Here is a 22933-nt window from a genome sequence, read left to right on the forward strand (position 1 = left end):
TCAAAGGTTCAGCCCTGTCCCGACGACTCGCTTAACCAGCCCATGACCATTCTTTGCGCTTCTTTACATGCAACGCACCTACACTCCGGCCATCCGAAATTCCCTGCGAATCGTCATGCGCCACCTGCACTCCATCCCCTCGCGACTCGTCATGCTGATCGGGGCAATCACCCTGCTTGCCGCCTGTGCCTCGGCCCCCCCGCCGCAAGCCGGCGTCACCCTGGCGGTAGCCCAGATCGACCGGGGCGTCATGGTCTGGCTGCCGGACAACATTCTTTTCGAATTCGGCAAGGCCGACATCGACGAACGCGAGGCCGCCCCCTATCTCGACCGCATCGCTCAACTCCTGAAGGACAAGACGAATCGCCCCGTTGTGCTTGAGGGACATTCCGACAGTGTCGGCAACGATGCCGTCAATCTGGCGCTGTCCGAAAAACGAGCCCAGAACGTACGCAATGCCCTGCTCGCCCGCGGCCTGCCGGCCGATCGCCTGACGGCAAGGGGCTACGGAAAGAGTCGCCCGCTGGCGCCGAACGACACGGAACTGGGGCGCAAGCTGAATCGGCGCGTCGAGCTGATCATTCTCGGCGAGACCGTCGAGCAACTCAGTGCCGGCGAGCCTGCCAACGCCTTCGAGGCCGCCTTCGACAAACTGCGCCGCCAGCTCGAGCTGCCATCCGCCTCGGGGCAGAAATGAACACCGAGGCCCAGGGCAGCCGACGCCTATTCATCAAGGGCAGCCTGGTCCTGCCTCTGCTGGCGACCCTGCCGGCGGCGCGGGGGGCCGCCGGTGGTGCAAGCGAAGGCGAGGGCGGCAAGGCTCGCCTGGGATTTGTTCTCGGCGGCGGATCGGCCCGGGGATTTGCCCATATTGGCGTCATCAAGGCCATGGATGCTGCCGGCATTCGGCCTGAACTCATCGTCGGGAGCAGCGCCGGCAGCCTGATCGGCGTGTTCTGGGCGGCCGGATATACCGGCGCCCAGATGGAAGAGCTGGCATTGCGGGTGAAGGACGACGAAATCATCGACCTGATCTCCGGCAACAACCAACGCGGCATGGTCAGCGGCCGGAACCTTCAGGAATTCGTCAATCGCAACCTGCAGAACCGCAGCATCGAATCCTTGCCGCGTCGCTTTGTCGCGGTCGCAACGCAATTTCCGAACGGCGAACTCACCGGATTCAGTCGTGGCGATGCCGGTTTCGCCGTACGCGCGTCGTGTTCCATTCCCGGTATCTTCATGCCGGCAAGCGATGGCACCCGGGAGTACCTCGATGGCGGGCTGGTCAGCCCGATTCCCGTGCAGACGGCACGCAAATCCGGGGCCGAAATCGTTGTTGCCGTCGATATCGGGGCGCCGGATGCAACGCCCGCGGCCGGGCTCTACGGGCTTCTCCTGCGCTCCTTCGAAATCATGAGCCAGTCGTTGCGGGCCCACGAAGCCACCCAGGCCGATTTTCTGATCCGTCCCAATGTCTCCCAGGTGGCAAGTACTGATTTCAGTGCCCGCAAGGCGCTGATTGCTGCCGGCTTCCAGGCAGGCACCCGCTTGGCGCCGCTGATCAGGGAACGCTTGGCACGCCCGGCATCGGCGAAGGGCAGAACCTGATCAGATGGCAGCGGCGATCAACCCATAGCGGGCAAACTTGCCTGCCGCCATGAACAGGCAGCAGGGCAGCCAGTGCAGGCGCAGCCAGCCGGCGGCGACACACAGCGCATCGCCGATCACCGGTGCCCAGGCAAGCAGCAGGACCGGGCTGCCCCAGCGTTCGACCTTGTCCTTGTGAGGCAGTTTTTCCAGCCTTTGCCAGCGCGGCATGAAACGGCCGCACCACCACGAGGTCATGCCACCCGCCGTATTACCCAGCGTGGCCAGCGCCAGCGCCGGACCGACTTCATCCGGATGGAGCTTCAGGAATGCCCAGAGCAGGGCCTCGGAACCGCCGGGCAGCACGGTCGCCGACAAGAAACTGGCAGCCAGCAGGCCCCACAACCCGCTTTCTGCCGTGACGTTTAGCCACTCCACCCGTAGAATCCCCTTTTTGCCTGAATGAGCTGCGCGCAATGCACCCGGATTATCTCGAAAAAGTTCTCAATGCACAGGTTTATGACGTGGCCGTCGAAACGCCGCTTGACCTGGCCGGCAACCTTTCCACCCGGGTCGGCAACAAGATTCTGCTCAAGCGGGAAGACATGCAGCCGGTGTTCTCTTTCAAGCTGCGCGGCGCCTACAACAAGATTGCCAGCCTTTCGGCCGAGAAGCTGAAGCGTGGCGTCATCTGCGCCTCGGCCGGCAACCACGCGCAGGGCGTCGCCCTGTCGGCGGCCAAGCTGGGCTGCCGGGCGGTCATCGTCATGCCGGAATCGACGCCGGGCATCAAGATCGACGCGGTTCGCCGGCGCGGCGGCGAGGTGGTTCTCGCCGGCTCGTCCTACGACGATGCCTACGCCAAGGCGCTGGAACTGGAAAAAGCCGAGAAGCTGACCTTCGTACACCCCTTCGACGATCCGGAAGTGATCGCCGGGCAGGGCACCGTGGCAATGGAAATCCTGCGTCAGCATTCCCGCCACAACGGGCCGATCCACGCGGTCTTCTGCGCCATCGGCGGCGGCGGTCTGGCGGCCGGGGTGGCCGCCTATATCAAGCGCCTGCGCCCCGAGATCAAGGTCATCGGCGTCGAAACCTACGATGCCGATGCAATGAAGCAATCGCTGGCTGCCGGCAAGCGCGTGCGCCTTAACCAGGTCGGGCTGTTCGCCGACGGTACGGCGGTCAAGTTCGTCGGCGAGGAAACCTTCCGCGTCTGCAAGGAGTATCTGGACGAAGTCATCCTGGTCGATACCGATGCCATCTGTGCGGCGATCAAGGATGTCTTCGAGGACACCCGCTCGATCCTTGAGCCCTCCGGCGCGCTGGCCGTTGCCGGCGCCAAGGAATACGCCCGCCTGCACAAGCTCAAGGACAAGAACCTGGTCGCCGTGACTTCCGGCGCCAACATGAACTTCGACCGCCTGCGCTTCGTTTCCGAGCGCGCCGAATTTGGCGAGCGCCGCGAGGCGGTATTCGCCGTGACGCTGCCGGAAAAACCCGGCGCCTACAAGAAATTCCTGGCGCTCATCGGCAATCGCAACGTCACCGAGTTCAATTACCGCTACCACACCGACCGCGAGGCGCACGTCTATGTCGGCGTACAAGTGGCCGATCGCAAGGAATCCCTGAAGCTGGTCGACAACCTGCAGAAGCACGGCTATCCGACGCTCGACCTGACCGAGGACGAGATGGCGAAGAATCACGTTCGCCACATGGTCGGCGGGCACGCGCCGGCAGTCTGCGAAAAGGGGCTGCGTGAACTGATCTATCGCTTCGAGTTCCCCGAGCGGCCGGGCGCGTTGATGAATTTCCTGACCCAGATGAGCGCCGGCTGGAACATCAGCCTGTTCCACTACCGCAATCATGGTGCCGACTACGGCCGCGTACTGGTCGGCATTCAGGTACCGCCGAAGGAGATGACCGAGTTCAGGAGTTTCCTGAAAAACCTCGGCTACGCCCACTGGGACGAGAGCGAGAACCCGGCCTACAAACTCTTTCTCGGCTGACCAGCTGCCGGCAAGGGGTTTTTCAGCCGAAATTACCCAATGAACACAGATGTTATTGGGTAATTTTCAAGGTCGGCGTATAGTTACCCAATATTGCTTTGCTTTATTGGGTAACCCATGCTTGCCAAGCCGCTCTTCCACCGTCACGAGGCCCTGTACTGCGCCCAGTACCGGGTACTGAAAGAGCGCTCGCTAACCCCAGACGCCTTGTTGGTCGGCACACCGGGTACGCTGCACCAGCGTAATGGCACCGGATACGCCTACTGCTATCGCGTTTATTATCCGGTTCCCGGTATTCAGGCCGAAACCCTGGTTGGTCGTGCGGACGACCGGGTGGCCCTCGCCCACATGCGCCAGCGGATGGAAGCTGCCGAATGGATGGTCAGACAAGTGGGGGCCTTGCGCAAAGCCGGATTTCAGGTCGCCGACAAGCGGATGGCGCGGCTACTGGTCGAGCTGCACAATCTCGGCGCCTTCTCCGCCGGCCTGATCGTCCTTGGCGAGCTTGCCCTCCAGGCGTGGCTAAACGAACTGGGTGCGCTGCTCCGGTCGCGGCGTGGCGCCGCCTCAGCTTCCGCAACCCTTCATCTGGGCGCCCAGCCCTCGTTTCTCGACCTGCCGGTTGCACCCCGACTGCCCTTCGTGCCTGTCGAGGATTCGCCCGCTACGGGAGTCGGCCTTGGCGGACTCGAAGGACTCCGGGTATCGCTCGGACTCGCCGGGTCCGGTACCGGTACGACCGGCGAGCCCGAGACTGCGTCGGCTTGCGCCTGGAGTGCCCGGGCAGCACCTTGTTACGACTACCTTCTCGAGGCGCCGGAATCCGCCGCCATGCTCGCCGGCGGCCATTGTGTTCCGGTGCTCCTGCCGTCCGCGGCCCGGCTGGTCTGGTACACGTTGTTCGAATGCAGCACCATCGCCACGTCCGAGCATGGCGCACCGATGCGGCGCCTGGCGCTGGCGCTCGCGGCCGCGCTGATCGAACAAGACCCGTGGGCGCTACTGACCGCCTGGGAAAACGCGCCGGCCGGCTTAACCGCAGCCCTCCGCCCGCTACGCCCCACCGTCGTGGCCGAAGCCGCCGCTCACGACGAATTGTGCGATCTGCTCGACGACTGCCTGCGGTAATCGCGGCAGTCGTCGACATTCATATGGTGACGACGATGCGCCCGTCGATGCCGCCAGCCTTCATGCGGCCGAATATGGCGTTGATGTTGTCCAGCTTGTCCATGCTGTAGTGGGCGGCAACCTTTCCTTCGCCGGCGAATTCCAGCGATTCCTGCAAATCCTTGCGGGTGCCGACGATGGAACCGCGCACCGTCTTGGCATTGAGGACGACATCGAAGATCGGCAGGTCGAAGCCGCCGGGTGGCAGGCCGACCAATGACATGGTGCCGCGCTTGTGCAGCATGCCCAGCGCCTGGCTGAAAGCAGGGCGTGAAACGGCGGTAACCAGCACGCCGTGTGCGCCGCGAATCTGCTTCTGAACCAGTTCTATCGGATCGCTGGTGGCGGCATTGATGACCTCGTCGGCCCCCAGACGATGCGCCAGCGCCAGTTTGTCATCGGCAACGTCGACCGCGATGACATGAAAGCCCATCGCCTTGGCGTATTGGACCGCCATGTGCCCCAAGCCGCCAATGCCGGAAACGACCACCCAATCGCCGGGCTTGCAGTCGAGCACTTTGAGGCCCTTGTATACCGTCACGCCGGCGCACAGCACCGGGGCTGCCGGGGCGAATTCGAGGGTATCGGGCAGTTTGCCGACATAGGCCGGATCGGCCAGCACGTACTCGGCATATCCACCGTTCACCGAGTAACCCGTCATCTGCTGGCTATCGCACAGAGTCTCCCAACCGGTGATGCAATGCTCGCAATGACCACAGGCCGTGTGCAACCAGGGCACGCCGACGCGGTCGCCTTCCTTGACCCAGGTAACGCCCGCCCCCACCTTGGCGACATAGCCAACGCCTTCATGGCCGGGGATGAAAGGCAACGGCGGCTTGACCGGCCAGTCGCCATCGGCGGCGTGCAAATCGGTATGGCAAACACCGGAGGCTTCGATCTTGACCAGAATCCTGCCCGGAGGAACCTCGGGTATGGCCACCTCCTCGATGACCAGCGCCTGGCCGTAGGCATGAACGACGGCCGCTTTCATTGTTGCTGCCATGATCTACTCCTTGTGAGAGTCTCGAAACGCCGGATAGGCGATGTTTGGCACCGGCAGATGCCCGACCGGCACCGCTGCTGTCCAATCTAAGCCGTTTCGTGGCGGACCGGTTTGCGTTTGGTCAACAATCGGCAGCGATGGGATGCAGACACGCAGGGGGCAGTAATTCAATTGTCCAGCAAGGTCATGTGCCGCGCCTGCCAGTCGAGAACGGCGGTGCGGGTACTCATTTTGGCCGCCAGCGCGGGATATTCCCGGGCGATGACCTCGGCGGCGAATCCGGACAGGAAGCGCGATTTCAACTCGGCGCGTGCCCGATCGACACCGATCTCGTCGAAAGGTACCGAGGCCAGCAACAGGAACCCGTCGGATGGAATGCGCCCGGCCTTCATGTTGCTCTCGATGATGCCGGCCGCCTTGCGCACCGGGTCGGCCAGGTCCGGGCTGTAAGGCCCGATGATCAGGGCCAGGTTGGGGGTATGCAGGAAATCGAAACCGCGGCCCACGCAGATCACCCATTCGCGGTGCTCGATATCGAGCAGGCGTTCGCGGCGAGCCGTCTGGCTGCGGATTTCGGCGATGTGATCGAGGTTGCCGCGCAACAGAGGCAGGAGATCATGGCGCATCTGAGCCGGCATGTCGGGAAGCAAGGCGGCCAGCCGCGGCTCCAGCGCATCCCGCCCGGTATCGCCCAGGCTGGCCAGTTCAAGCACCTCGCCGTTCGTGCCGTGGACCGACAATGCTTCCTCGTCGGTTTCAAAACCGCAGACCAGCGGATAGACGGTGCCATGTCCGCTGCCGAAAAGCCGGGTCATCTGCTGGCGAATCTGTTGGGTATGGGCAATCGCGGCAGCGGTGTCGTAAGCAAAACCGGCACAGCCGCGTTTTGGATTGCCGCGCGACCAATGGTAGGTGATCAGGAACAATACGCGCCGCCCGGCAGCGGTCATGCGCAAGGTGTGATGGACAACGACTTCGCCGAGGTGCGGCCAGCCGAGGTCGAACATCCCACCCAGGTTGCGGAAGGGCATCAGGATACCGGCCGGCGTGTTGGTGGCGACGGGAATGTTGATCCGTCCGTCCATGCATTTGAGCACGGCAATGGCCGTCGGGTGTTCGGCCAGATAGCGCTGGCGACCCAGCCAGGCTTCGGGGCTGCAAAACGTCTCGCCATGCCTGCGGGCAAGATCGAACAGCCAGTCGATACGCCGGCCGATGGGCTGGTTGTGGATTTCGTTCATGTCCCCTCCGATGGCGCATCGGGGCGCCGCGGATTGTGTTTTTTGCGGCGCCCTCGCCGGAGCAGCCGTTTTGTCTTTGTACCGTCGACGGTCGGCCACATAAATTTCCTTTGGTTATATTTATGTAAAAAATTATTCTTTCTGGAAATATGTTCACCTGACTAGACTTCAGTCATACGAAATTTTTATTGATCGATTGGAGTCCCTCATGCGCAAAATCGCCCTGTTATCGGCCCTGACACTGGCCTTCGGCATCGGTGCCGCCGTCGCCCAGACCACACTGCTCAACGTCTCCTACGACCCGACCCGCGAGTTGTACAAGGAGTTCAACGCCGCCTTCGCCAAGCAATGGCAAGACAAGACCGGCCAGAACGTGCAGGTGCGGCAATCGCACGGCGGTTCCGGCAAGCAGGCCCGTTCGGTGGCCGACGGCCTGGAAGCCGACGTGGTGACCCTGGCCCTCGGCTACGACATCGACGCCCTGGCCGAAAGGAAGCTGATCCCGACCGACTGGCAGAAGCGCTTCCCGAACAATTCCTCGCCCTACACCTCGACGGTCGTCTTTCTCGTTCGCAAGGGCAACCCGAAGGCCATCAAGGACTGGAACGATCTGGCCAAGCCGGGAATCGGCGTCATCACCCCGAACCCGAAGACCTCCGGCGGTGCCCGCTGGAATTATCTGGCGGCCTGGGCCTGGGCGTTGAAGCAACCGGGCGGCAACGAACAGAAGGCCAAGGAACTCGTCACCGCCATCTTCAGGAACGTACCGGTACTCGATTCCGGCGCTCGCGGGTCGACCACGACCTTCGTCGAACGCGGCCTGGGCGACGTGCTGATCGCCTGGGAGAACGAGGGCATCCTGGCAGTCAACGAACTGGGCAAGGACAAGTTCGAGATCGTCTATCCCAGCCTCTCCATCCTGGCCGAGCCGCCGGTGGCAGTGAACGACAAGGTAGTCGAGAAGCGCGGCACGCGCCTCACCGCCCAGGCCTACCTCGACTACCTGTATTCCGAGGAAGGCCAGCAGATCGCCGCGAAGCATTACTACCGCCCGACGAACGCCAAGGTCGCCGCGCAATACGCGAAGCAATTCCCGAAGCTCAAGCTGGTGACCATCGACGATACCTTCGGCGGCTGGCAGAAAGCGCAGAAGACCCACTTCGCCGACGGCGGCACGTTCGACCAGATTTACCTGAAGAAATAGGCCGCGCCATGCCCGTCGAAGACCTGATCCGCTACTTCAATACCGCCGACGCAAGCGGCGACAGCACCCTGTACGTCGCCGGCGACCGCGTCGAAGCCTGGCACGGCGGCCTGCATCTCGGTTCGCTGTTCCAGCCGATTGCCGACTTGCGCAGCGAACGCGTGCTCGGACATCGGGCCAGCCTGACCGTGCGCCGCACCGACGGCACCGGCCTGCCACCCGAGGCACCTTTCGACGCCTGCGAAAGCGGACCGGCCATCGTTCATCTCGACCGCCTGTGCCGCACGCTCCACGCCCTCAATTTCCTCGCCCAGCGCCAGCGCACCGGCGGCTATCTGCAGGTTGCGATCCATCCGCGCCACCTGCTGGCCGTCAGCAACCAGCACGGCCTGGTCTATGAAGCCATCCTCAAGCGTTGCGGCCTGGGTCCGGCCGATATCGTGCTCGACATCGACGCCGACGTCACCGAACTGGGCAGTCACGGCGCGCACGCCCTCGCCAGCTACCGCCAACGCGGCTACCGGCTTGCCCTGCACGGACCGGAGCAGGCCCTCGCCTTGCCGGCTGTGCTGGCCCTGGCACCCGACGTCCTGCGCTTCGCAGCGGCCGATCCGTCCGCCTTTGCTGCAGTCCGGCGCGCCGGAACACAGGTCGAAATCACCGGGATCGACGACGGCGAAGCGCTGCGAAATGCCCTGGCCAGCGAGGCCGATCTGGGAACCGGACTCCTGTTCGGCGAGCCTTCCAGTGTCTGCCGTCCCACACACACCGGGGCAAGAAACCCCTACAATTCCCCTTCTTCGTACGGAGCCCGTCCATGAAAATCGCCAACAACGTCACTGAACTGGTCGGCAACACGCCGCTCGTCAAGCTCAATCGCGTTACTGCCGGCAGCGGCGCCACCGTCGTCGCCAAGCTGGAATTCTTCAATCCCGGCCACAGCGTCAAGGATCGCATCGCCGTCGCCATGCTCGACGCCGCCATCGCCGCCGGCAAGATCGGCCCGGATACCGTGGTACTCGAACCGACTTCCGGCAACACCGGCATCGGCCTGGCCATGGTCTGCGCCGCGCGCGGCATCAAGTGCGCCTTCACCATGCCCGAAACGATGAGCCGCGAACGCAAGCTGCTGCTCAAGGCCTACGGGGCGGAACTGATCCTGACGCCGGGTCCGGAAGGCATGGGCGGCGCCATCGCCAAGGCCAGGGCACTGGCCGACAGCGATGCGAAATATTTCATCCCGCAGCAGTTCGAGAACCCGGCCAACCCGGAAATCCACCGCAACACGACGGCGGAGGAAATCTGGCGCGACACCGACGGGCAGGTCGATATCTTCGTCTCCGGCGTCGGTACCGGCGGCACGGTGACCGGCGTCGGCGAAGTGCTGAAGGCCCGCAAGCCGGGCGTCAAGATCGTCGCCGTCGAGCCCGATGCCTCGCCGGTGCTGTCCGGTGGGCAAAAAGGTCCGCACCCTATCCAGGGTATCGGCGCCGGCTTCGTGCCCGGCGTCCTGAATACCGGCGTCTACGACGAAGTCATTCGCGTCACCAACGACAACGCCTTCGCCACCGCCCGCCAGATGGCGACCGAAGAAGGCCTGCTCGTCGGCATTTCCTCCGGCGCCGCCACCTGGGCGGCACTGGAACTGGCCAGGCGGCCGGAAAACGCCGGCAAGCTGATCGTCGTCATCATCCCGTCCTTCGGCGAGCGCTATCTGTCGACGGCGCTGTACCAGCACATCGAGGTCTGAGGCCGGCCGCTTGAGTTTCTTCGATACCGTCATCGACCGCCGCGGCTCGGATTCCGAGAAATGGCGGAAATACGCCGACCAGGACATCCTGCCGCTCTGGGTCGCCGATATGGATTTTGCGGCGCCCCCGGCAGTCCTCGCCGCCCTGCACCAGCGCCTCGAACACGGCGTGCTGGGCTATGGCGGTGCCTGGCCGTCATTGACGGAGTCAGTGCTCACTCACCTTAAAAACGAGTATGCGTGGCATATCGAACCCGAGTGGATCGTCTGGCTGCCGGGCCTGGTCAGCGGACTGAACGTCGCCTGCCGCAGCGTCGACGGCGACGTGGTCACTGCGGCCCCGATCTACCCGCCCTTCCTGTCAGCCCCCCATCTCTCCGGTCGCCGGCTGAACCGGGTCGATCTGGCCTGCACGGGCACCCGCTGGCACTGGGACATGGCGGCGCTGCAACAGGCGACGCGCCCGGAGAGTCGTCTCTTCCTGCTCTGCCATCCGCACAATCCGGTCGGGCGCTGCTGGAGCCGGGACGAACTGCTGGCGCTGGCCGGACACGCCGAAGCGCATGACCTGATCGTCTGCTCCGACGAAATCCACTGCGGGCTGATTCTCGACGAAGACAAGCGGCACATTCCGTTCGCCAGCCTGTCACCGGCCATCGCCCAGCGCACCATCACCCTGATGGCGCCGTCCAAGACTTTCAACATTCCGGGCCTCGGCTGCGCTTTCGCGATCATTGCCGACCCGGCCCTGCGCCGTCGCTTCGAACGGACCATGCTGGGCATCGTCCCCCATGTCAACGTGCTCGGTCTCGCTGCCTGCGAAGCGGCCTTTCGCGACGGCGGCGGCTGGCACCGCGAACTGATTGCCTATCTACGCGGCAACCGCGACCGCGTTGCCGCCGTGATGTCCGGCCTGCCAGGCATACGCATGGCCCCTGTCGAAGCCACCTACCTGGCTTGGCTCGACATCCGGGACCTGAAGCTGGAGCATCCCGCCGCCCACTTCGAAGCCCACGGCCTCGGCCTCTCCGACGGCACCGCTTTCGGCGCCCCCGGCTGGCTGCGCCTCAATTTCGGCTGCCCACAGACGACACTGGACGAGGCACTGCGCCGCTTCGAGCGAGCCTGCCGCGCCGCATGAACAGCTACACGCTGACCCTGGGCATCCTGCTCGCGGCATCCGTCCTGCAAATCTGGACCAGCGCGCTGGCCATCGAGGAATTCCTGCGCCGCAAACAGGATGTCAGCCTGCGTCGCATCTGGCTGGCCGTCGCCGGTACCGCCATGCTGTTCGCACTGCACGACGGCTATGCCCTGGAACTGGCGTGGCGCACCGGCATCTATGACCAGCGCCAGGCCATCCTGGTCGGCGTCGCCGCGCTGACGATGGCCTACGCCATCCACGGCTTCAGGCGGCGGGAAGCCTGAACGCCCCGGCTTCGGTCACCAACCAGTCGAGACGCTGGTCGTGCGGCTCCGGGCGAATGGTCGGCAGGCGATTGGTCTCGAACCCGACACCGACGGCGAGCGGGCGAGGCGATAACGCGGCCAGCGTGCGGTCGAAATAGCCGCCGCCATAACCCAGCCGGAAACCGTCGCCATCGAAGCCGTTGAGCGGCAGCAGCAACATGTCGGGCTGCACGAATTCCCCGCCGGCCGGGGTCGGGATACCGTAACGGTCGGCTACCAGCGGTGTATCCGGTGTCCACAGCCTGAAGGCCAGCGGCGCATCCTCCCCGACCACCACCGGCAAGGCGGCCAGCACGCCGTGCGCCGCCCAGCCGGGGATGACTGCCCGCACATCGGGCTCGTGCTTGATTGGCCAGCAGAAGGCCACGATGCGCGGCAGCGGCAAGGCCGCCTGCAGATGGGCCACGATGCGCGCCGACCGGACATCATGTTCGGCATCGCTCAACGCCGCCCGTCGGGCCACCATCTCGCGCCGCAATACCCGGCGCCAGGCCGTGTTATCCTCGTTCGATTCTTGCATCACCGTAATCTAGCATGAAGTTTCACACCCGCTTTCTCCCCCTGACGCTCGGCCTTGCGCTCTCGCTGTCCGCCTTCGCCCAGAACGGCGACACGGCCTTCCTGACGGCCCGCGACGCCTTTCGTGCCGGCAACCTGAACAAGCTGGAGCAGGCCATCGGCCAGCTCGGCAGCCACGAACTGGCGCCCTATGCCGAGAATTACCGGCTGCGCATGTGGATGGAGAAGGGCGATCCGGGCAACCTGCGCGACTTCCTGCAACGCTACGAAGGCAGCTACGTTGCCGAGAAACTGCGGGCCGACTGGATTCGCTATCTGGGCAAGCGCGCGGTATGGAATGAAGTCGATGCCGAGTTTCCCAAGCTGATCGCCCCCGAACCGGACGTCACCTGCTACAGCCAGCAAGCCCGGCTGGCCCGCGACGACCGCAGCGTGCTGAGCGAAGCGGAAAAGCAGTGGCTGACCATGCTCGAGCCGCCCGAACCCTGCCGTCCCATCCTCGATGCCCTCGTCGCCAGCCAGAAAATGAACGCCGACGACGTCTGGACACGCGCGCGCCGCCAGGTCGAAGCCAACCGCCCGGCCTGGACCAAGACCACGCTGAATTACCTGCCGGACAGCCAGATGCCGGACAACCGTTCGCTCGACAGTGCCCTCAACAATGCGATGAGCTACCTGGTCAAGCAGGGCATCGGCAACGGCAGCCGGGGCGGACGCGAACTGGCCGCCTTCGCCATCGCCCGCATCGCCGCCAACGACCCGCGCACCGCCGCCGACGAACTGGAACGGATCAAGGGCAAGCTGCACGACAGCGAACGTCAGTGGGCATGGAGCCAGATCGGCCTGCAGGCCGCCAAAAAGCACTTCCCGGAAGCGGTCGGCTGGTTCAACCAGGCCGGCAAGGCGCCACTCTCGGAAGACGCCGCCCAATGGAAGGTTCGGGCTGCCCTGCGCGCCCAGGAGTGGGGCGTGGTCCGCAACACCATCGAGGCCATGCCGGCGGAACTGGCTGCCAAGCCGGAATGGATCTACTGGCTGGGTCGGGCACAGCAAGCCGGCGGCCGCACCAGCGAAGGCAACGCACTGTTCGAAAAAATCGCCGGGCAGCCCAATTTCTACGGCAACCTCGCCGACGAGGAACTCGGCCGCACCATCGTCCCGCCGCCCAAGGCCAAGGCGCCAAGCACCGAGGAGCAGCGCGCCGCCCGCGACAATCCCGGCATCCGCCGGGCACTTGCCTTCTTCCGCAACGATATGCGTACGGAGGCGGTCAAGGAATGGAACTGGTCGCTGCGCGGCATGGACGACCGCGAACTGCTCGCCGCCGCCGACCTCGCCAAGCGCAACCAGATCTGGGACCGCGCCATCAATACGGCCGACCGGACGAAGAACGAACACGACTACACCTTGCGTTTCCTCGCCCCCTATGGCGAAACGGTGCGCCCCGCCGCCCAGAACCAGTCGCTCGACGACGCCTGGGTCTATGGCTTGATGCGCCAGGAAAGCCGCTTCATCACCAACGCCAAGTCCAATGTCGGCGCCTCCGGCCTGATGCAGCTGATGCCGGCAACCGCCAAGTGGGTCGCCAAGAAGATCGGCCTGCGCGATTTCAGCCACGGGCGAGTCAACGATACCGAGACCAACGTGCTGCTCGGCACGACCTACATGCGCCTGGTCATGGAAAACCTCGACAACCATCCGGTGCTCGCCTCCGCGGCCTACAACGCCGGCCCCGGCCGCGCCCGGAAATGGCGCGCCGACCGGCCGCTGGAAGGCGCCATCTACGCCGAGACCATCCCGTTCAGCGAAACGCGCGATTACGTCAAGAAAGTGATGAGCAATGCGGTCTATTATTCAGCTATCTTCAACGGCAAGGCCGATTCGCTGAAAGCCCGCCTGGGCACCATCGGTGCCCGCACGGCGGATGTTCCCAAGGATTCCGACCTCCCCTGATCCGTCATGGCCATTCATTCCGACTCGTTCGACATACTGCGCAACTGCCGAGCCCTGTTCATCAGGCATCTGGGTGCCCTGCTGCAGGATAGCCACCTGGTTTCCGGTCCGGCCATCGCAGCCATTCAGGACGGTGCGGGCGCCTATTTCGACGAAGTCATCGCCACCAACAAGCGGGGCAACTTCGCCGACGAGGTCAACGGCCTGACCGCCTCACGCATCACGCTGCTGGCCGAGGACGATCTCGAACTGGGCATCCGCCTCGACAACCTCACCGCGCGGCTTTTCGACAATTCCGGCGACAGCCTGTGGAAGCTGCATCTGCGTTTCGTGACCCTGTTGCGACGCCCCGAGCTGCCGAAGAGCGACAATCCGGTCGGGCCGAAGGGTATCTGCCGGGGCCTTGACTCCCTGTTCGCGGCGGCGGGTGTCGGCAGCCTCGACGACAAACTCAATCTGCTCGACCAGTTCGAAGCCTATCTGCGCCAGAATTTGCCCGCCCTCTATACGGAACTGAACGCCTTTCTGGAGAGTGCCGGCATCGACACGGCCCAGCCGGCCATCGTCACCGCCCCGGGCGGCCCGACGTCAGCCCGGGAGACTCCGGCTGCCGCCGGCAACGCCCTCGAAGGCTTGCAGCAACTGCTGGCGGCCCGCCTCCCGGCGATGTCGCAGGGTGTTGTTTCGACGGCATCCGGCGGGGCGGCGGCCAGCCTGCTCAGCCAATCGGCCCTCGAACAGCTGATGTTCCGCCTGGAAGCGCTTGAGCGGATGGGACGCTTCGGCCCCCCGGTGCTTCCCGGCAGCACGCCCGCCGGCGAACCCATGATGCCGGCGCTGTTTGCGGACGGCAGCGTTTCCGAGACACCGAAAATCATCCGCTCGGGCGAACTCGGCATCCCGAAAACCGCCACCGAAAGCATCGCCATCGATACCCTGGCGATGATCTTCGAAGCCATCTTCTCCGACCCGGAACTGCCCGATGCGCTGAAAGCCATCATCTCCAGCCTGCAGATCAAGGTGTTGAAGATGGCGATGAAGGACAGCACCCTGTTCACCGACAACACCCATCCGGCCCGTCTGGTCCTCGACCGCATGGCGCAGGCCGCACTGGGGCTGCCTCTCGACGTTTCACCGCGCCACCCGGTTTGCGCGCGCCTGTTCGAACTGGCCTCGCAGCTGCGCCTGGAACCGGGAAGCGACCAAGGTCCTTTCGCAACCATCCTCGGTGATCTGGATGCGCTGATCGCCGGCCGTCGCGAACAAATCGCCGCCGAGGCCGCACGCTACCAACCCCTGCTTGAACAGCAGGACCGGCAAGACACGCTGGCAACACGTGTGGCGCAAATCATCCGGGATGCACTACAGAAAAATCCGCCCGAACCCGTCAGCCGCTTTCTCGACGGGACCTGGCGCCAGGCCATGCTGCAAATCGGCGGCGAAGCCGGCCCCGACAGCCCGCCATGGCGGGAATACGCCGCGGCCATCGACGGACTGCTGTGGTCCTTCTTGCCCAAGACGGCCGCAGAAGACCGCAAGCAGCTGGCCCAACGCGTACCGCTCATTCTCCGGACGCTGAAAGCCGGGATGGAACGTGTCGGCTTGCCCACCGGCGAGCAGGAAGCCTTTCTCGATACCTGCTTCCAGCTGCAGACCCAGGCGCTACGCGCCACGGCCAGCGCCGACAATGCCGACGCCCCGCCTGTCGAGGCACCGTTCCGGGCGCCAGGCCTGCCGGTCCGTCGCCAGCTGCAATCCGGCAACGTAGTTCTGCTCACCTTCGACTCCCCGGAGCCCCATTCGCCGCCCGCACGCGCACCGGCCTACACGCCGGGCGACTGGATTTCCGCGACGCTCGGCGACGGCGAAGCGCGTACCGGCATGATCGCCCACATCAGCCCGACCACTCAACGCGTCCTCCTGCTCAATCCGGAAATTGGATTCGCGGCCGCCGTTCACCCGGCCATCCTCGACCGTCAGCTCCGCGACGGCAGTGCCGAAATCCGCTCCGGCCGTTCCTTGTTCGACCTTGCGGCGCAACGCGCCCTCGGCCAGGCCGGCAAGCAATCCGGCGATTCATAGCGGCCTCACAAGCCATCCGGCCGCCCGAAAGCGGTCAAATTGCCTTAAAATCCGAGTTTTACGATTCAAGTTTCCGGGGTTCCACATGGACATCAAAAAGGTCTTGCTGCTGGGGGGTAGCGGTTTCATCGGTACCTACATCGCCAATCGCCTGTCGCAGCGCGGTATCGAAGTCACCATCCCGACGCGCCGCCGCGAACGCAGCAAGGCGTTGATCATCCAGCCGGGCGTGGAAATGCCGGAAGCCGACATCAACTGCGAAAAGACGCTGACCGAACTGATGCGTGGCCATGACGCCGTGATCAACCTGGTCGGCATCCTGCACAGCCGCGACGTCGTCCTGCCCTACAGCCGCGACTTTGCCGAAGCCCACGTCGAACTGCCGAAAAAGATAATTGCGGCCTGCAAGGCCAACGGTGTCCGCCGCCTGGTGCACATGAGCGCGCTCAACGCCGATTCCAATGGCCCTTCCGAATACCTGCGCTCCAAGGGCGATGGCGAAGCCGTCGTGCTTGCCGCCCAAGGCGAACTGGACATCACGGTCTTCCGCCCGTCGGTCATCTTCGGTCTCGGCGACTCCTTCCTGTCGATGTTCGCCAACATCCTGAAGAAAGTGCCGTTCTTCCCGCTCGGCTTCGGCCATGCCCGTTTCCAGCCGGTGTGGGCGGCCGATGTAGCCGATGCCTTCGTGGATTCCCTGAGCGATGTGAACACCTACGGCCAGGCCTACGAACTGGCCGGCCCCAAGGTCTACACCCTGCGCGAACTGGTCGACTACGCCAAGGAACTGACCGGCAGCAGCGCCACCATCGTGCCGCTGTCGGAAGGTTGGGCCTACCTGCAGGCCGGTCTGATGTGGCTGGCGCCGAGCCCGATGCTGTCGCCCGACAATCTGCGCTCGATGCAAAAGGACAGCGTCTGCGAAGGCGCTGCCAAGGCTCCGGCCAACTGGCATCCGACCGCACTGGAAGCCATCGCGCCGACCTACATTGCGTTAAACACGCCGAAAGGCAAGCTGGACAGCTTCCGCTACCGCGCCGGCCGCTGAGGCCGCTCTCCCGGCCGTGCAGATATATCTCGTCGGCGGCGCCGTTCGTGACGAACTGCTCGGTCGGCCCAATGCCGACCGCGACCATGTCGTCGTCGGCGCCAGCCCGGAAGCCATGCTCAACCAGGGCTTCCGGCCGGTGGGCAAGGATTTTCCGGTCTTCCTGCATCCCGACACGCATGAGGAATATGCCCTGGCCCGCACCGAGCGCAAGACCGGTCGCGGCTATCACGGCTTTGCCTTCCACGCTGCGCCCGACGTCACGCTCGAAGACGATCTTGCCCGCCGCGACCTGACCATCAACGCCATGGCCAGGGCCGCCGACGGCAGCCTGATCGACCCTTTCCACGGCCACGCCGATCTGCAGGCCAGGGTATTGCGCCACGTCGGCCCCGCCTTCGCCGAAGATCCCGTGCGCATCCTGCGCCTGGCCCGTTTCGCGGCGCGTTTCAGCGATTTCACCGTTGCACCGGAAACGCTCGAACTGATGCGCGGCATGGTCGCCGACGGCGAAGTCGATCATCTGGTCGCCGAGCGCGTCTGGCAGGAACTGGCCAAAGGACTGATGGAAGAGAAGCCGTCGCGGATGATCGAGGTACTGCGCGATTGCGGCGCCCTGGCCCGCCTGCTGCCCGAGGTCGACAAGCTGTTCGGCGTACCGCAACGTGCCGATTACCACCCGGAAATCGATACCGGCATTCATACGCTGATGGTCATCGACCAGTCGGCCCGTCGCGGCTTCGCGCTGCCGGTCCGCTTCGCGGCGCTGACCCACGACCTCGGCAAGGCGGAAACGCCCGCCGACATCCTGCCCCGCCATCTCGGCCACGAGGAACGCAGCGTCCGCCTCGCCGAACAGCTCTGCGCCCGCCTGCGCGTTCCCAACGACTGCCGCGACCTGGCCCTGCTGATGGCCCGTTACCACGGCAATGTGCATCGTGCCGCCGACCTCAAGGCGAGCACCCTCGTCACGCTGTTCGAGAAAACCGACGCCCTGCGCCGGCCGGAGCGCTTCCGGCAGTTGCTCGACGCCTGCCTGTGCGACTATACCGGCCGTCTGGGCTGGGAAAATCGCAGCTACGAAAGTCCGCAGCGCCTGCTGATGGCACTCGCCGCCGTCCAATCCGTTCCGTCCGGTGAAATTGCGGCCGCCTGCGCCGACAAGGGCAGGATTCCCGACCGCATCCACGCGGCCCGGGTACTTGCCGTCAAGGGCGCATTAAATGAGCCGGGAGAGCAACCAGAGCAATAGGGAAAAAAGAATCGTCGTGGCAACCGGAAACACATAATTCCGGCCACGGAAGCGGAAGGCGAAATCGCCCGGCAGCTGGCCGAAGCGAATGAAGCGCGCCAGATGCGGGGCGATGATGCCCAACAGGAAAATCGCTACCACCAGCGTCAGTAACCACTTCAGCATGTCGCCCAGCTTCGCCCCAAAAACCCCATTAGAACACGGCCCCAATCGACCCCATGCTAAAAACTCAGATCATCGCAGGCCTCGAGGTTTTCTCCTGCCAACCCGGCCGCAAAACCCGCAAGCCGCCCCTGCTGTTCGTGCACGGTGCCTTTGCCGGCGGCTGGATGTGGACCGATACCTTCATGCCCTTTCTGGCCAAGGCCGGCTACCCCTGCCACGCCCTCTCCCTGCGCGGCCACGGCGGCAGCGAAGGTCGGGAGCAGATCAACTGGCACTCGGTCGCCGACTATGTGGACGACCTGAAGACCGTCGTCGACTGGCTGGGGGAAGAGCCCATCCTGATCGGCCACTCGATGGGTGGCTTCATCGTGCAGAAGTATCTGGAACACCGACCGGCCAAGGCTGCCGCCCTGGTCTGCTCGGTGCCGCCGCAAGGCCTGATCGCTTCCCAGTTCCACCTGCTGTTCAGCAAACCGCACCTGTTCCTCGAACTGAACCGCATCCTGAGCGGCGAATATACCGATACGGCTACGCTACGCGAAGCCTTGTTCGCCGGCGATGTTGACGAAGCGATGCTGGCCGCCTGGATGACCCGGATGCAGAACGAATCGCAGCGCGCCATCCTCGACATGACGATGTTCAATCTGCCCAACCTGTTTTCCATGCACCGGCCGCCGATGCTGATCCTGGGTGCCGAAGACGATGTTCTGGTGCCGGCTTTCCTGGTCCAGACGACGGCCAGTACCTATGGTCAGCGCGCCCACATTTTCCGGGGCATGGGGCATGCCGTGACGCACGAAAAAGAATGGCCGCTGGTAGCGGCCTATCTGCACGACTGGCTGGAAAAACTCACGCCCTGACGTCGATGGTGTTACCGAGGTTGGGCGGGTTGTTGGCAACCGGCGGCAGCGCCTGCAGCAACTGCAGTGCCCCCTGGGCCTGAATATCGATGGCCTTGCGGAGTACCGAGGTGCTGACCACGTCGGAAAGTTGCGACTGCGACAACGTCGAGGCCTGTCCGGAAATCGATGCTACGTCCATCTTGCGCAAGCTCCATTTAGGACACATCATTGCCTTAGTGTATCCGACCCTGTGACAAATTCAATGAGCGATCCCGACAAGACCGGCCAACTCTCCGCGATCAGTCAGGCGATTCGCGCCAAACGCGAACGCAGGAACCCGACGTCGCAGGATATCGAGGCGCTGGAGGCGGCACTCGTTGCGGACATCGAAGCCTTCGATCTGGATGCGGCCGAACGCCGCGCCCGGCGAGAATATCTCGCCAGCAGCGGCGCAGGAATGACCGACTCCGAACTCGTTTTCCCTGAAATCGTCCCCAAAAGGCCAGCCGCAGAGCCACCAGCGCCCGTGAGCGAGCCGCCTCCGGGCACGCCGGCGGTTGTTGAAGCGCAGCCGCCCAAGATTGTTACCGGCAGCCTGCTCGATCAGTTGCGTCGCCAGGCGGAAATTCGCCAGCGGGAAATCCACAGCGCACTGGCCGAACGCAGCGCGATCAACGAAGCGATCGACCAGGCACTGAAGCACATCTTCTTTTTCCTGCATGAACTGGTCCAGCAACTGAACATCGTCAAGCCAGGCATCCCGCGCGACTATCCGCTGCTCGAGCAATGCCAGCTCAACCGGCTGGACTGGCAGGAAGGCTTTGCCGACTACCGGACCCAGAGCCAGAGTGCCGGGGCGCTGGTCGAGCTGGTCACCTTTTCGTACCGTCTCAACCGCCCGGGTTCGCTGGTGGTCGGGCGCGACGGTCCGGCCATCGAGCGTTTCCGCACCATGCTCTTCGATTTCGGCCTGCCGTTCACCTGCAAGGAATTCAAGAACGAACGCCAGTATGTCGAACACGCGGAATTCGAGATTCGCAGCGAGGTCAGCGTCAGCGTTCGGTGGCGTGCGGACTTCGCCAAGGGTGTTATCGTCGTCGAAGCGCGTAACCTCGAGCGCCTGGGCAGTGCGCTGTATACCCTGCGCCCCGAGGCGGTCGATCAGGCCCTGCTCGACGACTTCGGACACGTCGTGCTCGGCCAGCCCAATCGCTTCAGGGAGCTGACCAAGCGCTAAGCCGGCCTAGAGCCGCCACCCCTGGTCGCCGCTGGCAAATCCGCAGAGGGCGTCGTCGATACCGCGCCCGATGGCGATGACCTTGAACAGTTCCCCCATCTCGTGCGGCATCAGGAGTGTGTTCACGGCCCCGGCCGCCCGAATGTAGTCCGGCGTCCCGCCGGGAAGATTCCCCAGCAAATCGAGAATCCCGCAATTCAGCAGGAACTGCCCCTGGCTGGCATAGCCGAGGAGGTCCAGTCCGCTGCCGTGCGCCCCGGCGATCACCGCCGTGAAATCGACATGGACGGTAACGTCCTGCAGACCGGGCAGGTAGAACGGATCGGGATGGGCATGGTGGCGATAGTGGCACATCAAGGTACCGCGGCCGCGCTGCTGGTGATAAAACTCGCGACGCGGGAATCCATAATCGATCAGCAGCAGGGCGCCCCGATCGAGGCGATGGCCCCATTCGGCGGCCCAGGACGATACCGCCAGGCTGATTTCGCTCTCGAAACCCGGCGGCAGCTGGCATTGCTCCCCGATTTGACTGGCAGCGACAAGCAGGGCGCCTGTCGCCGGGCGCTCTTCCCAGACAAACCCGCCATCGGCATCCAGCGCAACGCCCCGGTCGAAAATGCCATCGTCCCGCCAAGCCACGACATGAGCCGGCATGGCGTCGAGCAATTCATTGGCCAGCACCACACCGGAGAAATGGTCGGGCAAGCGATCCAGCCAGCTCACCCGCGACAGCAGGTGGGGCGCCGCTGCCGCAATAGTCTGTTGCTGCCGCTCGCGCAGATCGGCCGACAAATCAAGGATGAAATAGCGCTCCGGCAACCCGCCCAGGCGTTCCAGTTCGAGCAGGAGATCCGCCGCCAGGCGCCCGGAGCCGGCGCCGACCTCCAGCACGAACGGTGACGACAGCGTCAGCACTTGCATGACCTGGCGAGCCAGCGCCTGGCCGAACAAGGCGGATATCTCCGGTGCCGTCACAAAATCGCCGGCCGCGCCGAATTTACGCGCTCCGGCCGCGTAATAGCCCAGGCCCGGACGATACAGCACTTGCTCCATGAAGCGTGCGAACGAAATCCAGCCACCGGCCGCTGCAATGTCTTCCGCGATGGCCTGGGTCAGGCGTCGACTGTGAGCGATTGCATCAGGTGGCGGGGGAGGGAGGCTATTCATCGTAAGTGAAAAAAATATCGATTTTAATATCAGCGCAACGAGCGCCATATGTTATTTTTGTCATCAGATCATACAGGGGAGAGAACCCGTGCAGATCAATCAAGTGATCAGCCGCAAGCCGGCCGAGTTGCGCCGCGCCCTCGCGGCCCTGGCCGGTCATCCGATCGATCTGCTCCTGGTCTTCGGAGCGGTCGATCATTTTACTCATCCGGACCTTCGCCAGTCCCTGACCAGCCTTGCTCCGCAAGCTTGTTTGCTCGGCTGTTCCACCGCCGGCGAGATTTCGGCTGCCGGCGTCGACGATGGCACCTGCTGCATTACGGCCATCCATTTCGACAAGGTTGGCCTGAAACCAGCCGGCACGATTCTAAACGGGATGGACGACTCGTTCGCGGCCGGCGAACGAATCGGTCGGCAAATCCAGGCTCCCGACCTCAAGGCCGTCCTGGTGTTCGGCCCGGGTGTCCAGATCAACGGGAGCGCCCTGGTGGACGGAATATCCAGCGTCATCGGCATCGGCGTTCCCATCACCGGCGGCCTGGCCGGCGATGGCGGCGCATTCAGGGAAACCTTCACGCTCGGCCAGGACGGCGTCAGCAACGATACCGTAGTGGCTGTCGGCCTGTGCGGCGATGACCTGCGTTTCAGCCACGGCTCCTTCGGCGGCTGGGAGCCTTTCGGGCCGGCACGCAAGGTAACACGCTGCGAAGGCAATATCCTGTACGAACTCGATGGCGAACCGGCGCTGGAGATTTACAAGCGTTATCTCGGCGATCATGCCCGCAGCCTGCCGGCCTCGGGTTTGCTGTTTCCGTTCGCGATGCTGGGCGACGACCATAACGCCATCGGCCTGATCCGCACCATTCTCGGCGTAGACGAAGCCTTGGGAAGCCTGATCCTGGCCGGCGAGATCGATGCCAAGGGTTATCTCCGCCTGATGCATGCCAGTACCGACAAGTTGGTGAATGGCGCCGAAGCGGCTGCCGAAGCGGCCGCAGAAATGTTCCTGTCGGCAGGTGAGACGCTCGCCATCCTGGTCAGCTGCGTCGGCCGCAAGCTGGTCATGGGAAGCCGGGTTGACGAGGAAGTCGAGGCGGTAGGCGATGTATTCAGCAACCAGGCGACCCTGACCGGTTTCTATTCCTATGGCGAGATCAGTCCCTTCACTCCGGGATCGTCTTGCAAATTGCACAATCAAACGATGACCATCACCTGCCTCGGCGAAAACTGAACCGAT

Annotated in this window: 23 protein-coding genes; 16 read left to right on the forward strand and 7 right to left on the reverse strand. The window is 64.1% G+C overall.

Features of this window, described 5'->3' with window-relative positions; all coding sequences use genetic code 11:
- Nucleotides 1-115: 115 nt before the first annotated feature.
- Nucleotides 116-697: an OmpA family protein gene (locus F1002_RS07350; RefSeq protein ID WP_191090333.1), complete on the forward strand. Its 582-nt coding sequence runs from the start codon at nucleotides 116-118 to the stop codon at nucleotides 695-697.
- A complete protein-coding gene (locus F1002_RS07355; RefSeq protein ID WP_150428362.1) occupies nucleotides 694-1608 on the forward strand; it encodes a patatin-like phospholipase family protein in 915 nt (304 codons plus the stop codon). Before F1002_RS07350 ends, F1002_RS07355 begins: the two co-directional genes overlap by 4 nt.
- On the opposite strand, the gene F1002_RS07360 is transcribed toward F1002_RS07355, so the two are convergent.
- The gene (locus tag F1002_RS07360) at nucleotides 1609-2025 is read right to left on the reverse strand and encodes a YqaA family protein (RefSeq protein ID WP_150428363.1); all 417 of its coding nucleotides are present in this window, start codon (nucleotides 2023-2025) and stop codon (nucleotides 1609-1611) included.
- A 38-nt stretch (nucleotides 2026-2063) separates the two neighbouring features.
- On the opposite strand from F1002_RS07360, the gene ilvA reads away from it, so the two are divergent.
- The gene (gene ilvA / locus F1002_RS07365; RefSeq protein WP_191090334.1) at nucleotides 2064-3596 is read left to right on the forward strand and encodes a threonine ammonia-lyase, biosynthetic; all 1533 of its coding nucleotides are present in this window, start codon (nucleotides 2064-2066) and stop codon (nucleotides 3594-3596) included.
- Nucleotides 3597-3713: 117 nt separating this feature from the next.
- On the forward strand, nucleotides 3714-4724 hold the full coding sequence (locus F1002_RS07370; protein WP_150428365.1) for a hypothetical protein: 1011 nt from the start codon (nucleotides 3714-3716) through the stop codon (nucleotides 4722-4724).
- Between the two features lie 19 nt (nucleotides 4725-4743).
- Here the strand turns inward: F1002_RS07370 and adhP are convergent, their stop codons facing one another.
- The gene (gene adhP / locus F1002_RS07375; RefSeq protein ID WP_150428366.1) at nucleotides 4744-5766 is read right to left on the reverse strand and encodes an alcohol dehydrogenase AdhP; all 1023 of its coding nucleotides are present in this window, start codon (nucleotides 5764-5766) and stop codon (nucleotides 4744-4746) included.
- 167 nt (nucleotides 5767-5933) lie between these two features.
- Nucleotides 5934-7007: a carboxysome shell carbonic anhydrase domain-containg protein gene (locus F1002_RS07380; protein ID WP_150428367.1), complete on the reverse strand. Its 1074-nt coding sequence runs from the start codon at nucleotides 7005-7007 to the stop codon at nucleotides 5934-5936.
- 208 nt (nucleotides 7008-7215) lie between these two features.
- On the opposite strand from F1002_RS07380, the gene F1002_RS07385 reads away from it, so the two are divergent.
- Genes F1002_RS07385 through F1002_RS07405 form a run of 5 tightly spaced genes read left to right on the forward strand, consistent with a single transcriptional unit; the run spans nucleotide 7216 to nucleotide 11389 of the window.
- Nucleotides 7216-8211, forward strand: a complete 996-nt coding sequence (locus tag F1002_RS07385) for a sulfate ABC transporter substrate-binding protein (RefSeq protein WP_150428368.1) — start codon at nucleotides 7216-7218, stop codon at nucleotides 8209-8211.
- Between the two features lie 8 nt (nucleotides 8212-8219).
- Nucleotides 8220-9032, forward strand: a complete 813-nt coding sequence (locus F1002_RS07390) for an EAL domain-containing protein (protein WP_150428369.1) — start codon at nucleotides 8220-8222, stop codon at nucleotides 9030-9032.
- Nucleotides 9029-9961, forward strand: coding sequence for a cysteine synthase A (gene cysK, locus F1002_RS07395; protein WP_150428370.1), 933 nt, complete (start codon nucleotides 9029-9031; stop codon nucleotides 9959-9961). The genes F1002_RS07390 and cysK overlap by 4 nt, the downstream gene beginning before the upstream one ends.
- Before the next feature lie 10 nt (nucleotides 9962-9971).
- Complete coding sequence (locus F1002_RS07400) at nucleotides 9972-11102, forward strand: MalY/PatB family protein (RefSeq protein WP_150428371.1); 1131 nt, start codon at nucleotides 9972-9974, stop codon at nucleotides 11100-11102.
- Nucleotides 11099-11389 (forward strand): hypothetical protein, encoded by a 291-nt coding sequence (locus F1002_RS07405; RefSeq protein ID WP_150428372.1) that lies wholly within the window; start codon nucleotides 11099-11101, stop codon nucleotides 11387-11389. The genes F1002_RS07400 and F1002_RS07405 overlap by 4 nt, the downstream gene beginning before the upstream one ends.
- Here the strand turns inward: F1002_RS07405 and F1002_RS07410 are convergent.
- Entirely contained in the window at nucleotides 11370-11951 is a 582-nt protein-coding gene (locus F1002_RS07410) for a 5-formyltetrahydrofolate cyclo-ligase (RefSeq protein ID WP_150428373.1), read from the reverse strand. The genes F1002_RS07405 and F1002_RS07410 overlap by 20 nt on opposite strands.
- Before the next feature lie 14 nt (nucleotides 11952-11965).
- Here F1002_RS07410 and F1002_RS07415 point away from each other — a divergent pair, with 14 nt between their 5' ends.
- The 4 genes from F1002_RS07415 (at nucleotide 11966) to F1002_RS07430 (ending at nucleotide 18285) form a co-directional block, all read left to right on the forward strand.
- On the forward strand, nucleotides 11966-13903 hold the full coding sequence (locus tag F1002_RS07415) for a lytic transglycosylase domain-containing protein (RefSeq protein WP_150428374.1): 1938 nt from the start codon (nucleotides 11966-11968) through the stop codon (nucleotides 13901-13903).
- Nucleotides 13904-13909: 6 nt separating this feature from the next.
- On the forward strand, nucleotides 13910-15985 hold the full coding sequence (locus F1002_RS07420) for a DUF1631 family protein (protein WP_150428375.1): 2076 nt from the start codon (nucleotides 13910-13912) through the stop codon (nucleotides 15983-15985).
- An 85-nt stretch (nucleotides 15986-16070) separates the two neighbouring features.
- Nucleotides 16071-17033, forward strand: coding sequence for a complex I NDUFA9 subunit family protein (locus F1002_RS07425; protein WP_150428376.1), 963 nt, complete (start codon nucleotides 16071-16073; stop codon nucleotides 17031-17033).
- A gap of 16 nt (nucleotides 17034-17049) precedes the next feature.
- The gene (locus F1002_RS07430; protein WP_150428377.1) at nucleotides 17050-18285 is read left to right on the forward strand and encodes a multifunctional CCA addition/repair protein; all 1236 of its coding nucleotides are present in this window, start codon (nucleotides 17050-17052) and stop codon (nucleotides 18283-18285) included.
- Here the strand turns inward: F1002_RS07430 and F1002_RS07435 are convergent.
- Entirely contained in the window at nucleotides 18253-18450 is a 198-nt protein-coding gene (locus F1002_RS07435) for a DUF2905 domain-containing protein (protein WP_150428378.1), read from the reverse strand. The two genes, F1002_RS07430 and F1002_RS07435, sit on opposite strands and share 33 nt — an antisense overlap.
- A gap of 53 nt (nucleotides 18451-18503) precedes the next feature.
- Here F1002_RS07435 and F1002_RS07440 point away from each other — a divergent pair, with 53 nt between their 5' ends.
- Entirely contained in the window at nucleotides 18504-19310 is an 807-nt protein-coding gene (locus tag F1002_RS07440) for an alpha/beta hydrolase (RefSeq protein ID WP_150428379.1), read from the forward strand.
- On the opposite strand, the gene F1002_RS07445 is transcribed toward F1002_RS07440, so the two are convergent.
- On the reverse strand, nucleotides 19300-19491 hold the full coding sequence (locus tag F1002_RS07445; RefSeq protein ID WP_150428380.1) for a YjfB family protein: 192 nt from the start codon (nucleotides 19489-19491) through the stop codon (nucleotides 19300-19302). The genes F1002_RS07440 and F1002_RS07445 overlap by 11 nt on opposite strands.
- Before the next feature lie 63 nt (nucleotides 19492-19554).
- On the opposite strand from F1002_RS07445, the gene F1002_RS07450 reads away from it, so the two are divergent.
- Entirely contained in the window at nucleotides 19555-20529 is a 975-nt protein-coding gene (locus tag F1002_RS07450; protein ID WP_150428381.1) for a hypothetical protein, read from the forward strand.
- Between the two features lie 6 nt (nucleotides 20530-20535).
- Here F1002_RS07450 and F1002_RS07455 read toward each other — a convergent pair whose 3' ends face one another.
- Nucleotides 20536-21696: a class I SAM-dependent methyltransferase gene (locus tag F1002_RS07455; protein ID WP_150428382.1), complete on the reverse strand. Its 1161-nt coding sequence runs from the start codon at nucleotides 21694-21696 to the stop codon at nucleotides 20536-20538.
- A gap of 88 nt (nucleotides 21697-21784) precedes the next feature.
- Between F1002_RS07455 and F1002_RS07460 the strand changes: the two genes are divergently transcribed.
- Nucleotides 21785-22927 (forward strand): FIST signal transduction protein, encoded by a 1143-nt coding sequence (locus tag F1002_RS07460; RefSeq protein WP_150428383.1) that lies wholly within the window; start codon nucleotides 21785-21787, stop codon nucleotides 22925-22927.
- The last annotated feature ends 6 nt before the right edge of the window (nucleotides 22928-22933 follow it).

Origin of the sequence: Dechloromonas sp. CZR5 (genome assembly GCF_008711155.1) — a bacterium.
Classification (GTDB): domain Bacteria; phylum Pseudomonadota; class Gammaproteobacteria; order Burkholderiales; family Rhodocyclaceae; genus Azonexus.